This is a genomic window from Pseudoalteromonas sp. APC 3358, from assembly GCF_030408075.1.
Lineage (GTDB): Bacteria > Pseudomonadota > Gammaproteobacteria > Enterobacterales > Alteromonadaceae > Pseudoalteromonas > Pseudoalteromonas arctica.
The window spans coordinates 1-1425 of sequence record NZ_JASDCE010000039.1 but is presented as its reverse complement, the minus strand read 5'-3'; the positions used below and the strand labels follow the sequence as shown (position 1 = coordinate 1425).

Sequence of the window (1425 nt, the reverse complement as noted above, 5' to 3'; positions counted from 1 at the left end):
TAATGCAGATCGTTTAAGCTAATTGAACGATCTTTCAAAGGGCTCATAATAGGCTACAACAGAAGTTGTGGCCTATTTTTATGTCTGAATTTATTAAAGAATTACACCTTACGACTGAGTTTTGCCAAGATCGTGATATTGATTCGTTCACTAAGCACATTCCCCTTGAGTGGATTGAAGAAGCTGTTACCCAAACAGGAAGAGCCTCTGTACGCAAACGACGCTTCCCCGCCGAACAAGCCGCTTGGCTTGTGTTAGGAATTGGTTTATTAAGAAACCGCTCAATATCTGAAGTCTGTGACAAACTAGAGCTCGCTTTTCCTGACGCTAAAGGAGAGCTTCCACCATTGGCGACCAGCAGTATTATAAAAGGGAAAGAAAAGCTAGGCGCAGCGCCTATGAAACACCTTTTTAAACATACAGCAACGCAGTGGGAGCAGTCGCAAACTTTTGATGACGTGTGTGGTTTAAAGCTGCTAAGCGTTGACGGTACACAATTTAAAACCCAAGATACGCCGAGTAACCGTCATTTTGGCTATGCTCAATCGACAACGAACTTCCCCTCAGTACTTGCTGTAACCTTGATGTCGACAAGAACGCATTTAATATCCGATGCAGCGTTTGGCCCCATTACTCAAAGTGAAATTCATTATGCTCAACAGCTTGTTGGCTCAGCACCTGAACATTCACTAACTCTATTTGATAGAGGTTTCTTTTCGGCTGAACTATTCACGAGCTGGCAAGGTGTTAGCGAAAATCATCATTGGCTTACGCCCATCAAAAGTAAAATGCGCTATGAAATAACGGAATCATTTAGCGATTACGACCACTTAATAACAATGCCTATTTCGCCACAAGCTAAAAAATCAGCCCCTTACCTAGGTGATACATGGCAAGCAAGGCTTATTCAAATTCCGACACCTAAAGGTGAAATAAAAGGGTTCATCACCTCATGCGCCTGTCCAGAAAAGTACCCGCTGAAAGCGCTACTCGATGTTTATTGGCAACGATGGGAAATAGAGCGAGGATATGGTGAGCTCAAGCAATATCAATTATCTAATAAGCCAGCGCTACGGAGCTTGAAACAGGAAGGTATTTATCAAGAGCTCTGGGGTATTCTGACGTCATACAATATCGTGAGACTTGAAATGGCAGAGATGGCTAAAGCCCATAAAGTGGAGCCATTACGCATCAGTTTCATAAACGCATTATACCTAATACAAGACGAGTTTTTATGGTGCTCAGGTCGAAGCCCCGGGACAATCCCTAAAAAGCTAAAAGAACTACGTGAAAACGGTAAACGGCTAATATTACCGGAGAAAAGAAAGCGAAAAGCTTATCCGCGAACGGTGCTCGCAAAGACACAAAAATATCCAGTTAGGTATAAACGAAAAAACACCACTCGTTCTTAAACGAGTGGTGTTA

At 42.7% G+C, this 1425-nt stretch carries 1 protein-coding gene; it reads left to right on the top strand.

Features of this window, described 5'->3' with window-relative positions:
* Positions 1-80 precede the first annotated feature (80 nt).
* The gene (locus tag QL995_RS21605; protein ID WP_024589925.1) at positions 81-1412 is read left to right on the top strand and encodes an IS4 family transposase; all 1332 of its coding nucleotides are present in this window, start codon (positions 81-83) and stop codon (positions 1410-1412) included.
* The last annotated feature ends 13 nt before the right edge of the window (positions 1413-1425 follow it).

What these genes read in the sequence shown, in the direction of transcription:
- QL995_RS21605 (WP_024589925.1), top strand. Translation starts at nt 81, where the DNA reads ATGTCTGAATTTATTAAAGAATTACACCTTACGACTGAGTTTTGCCAA.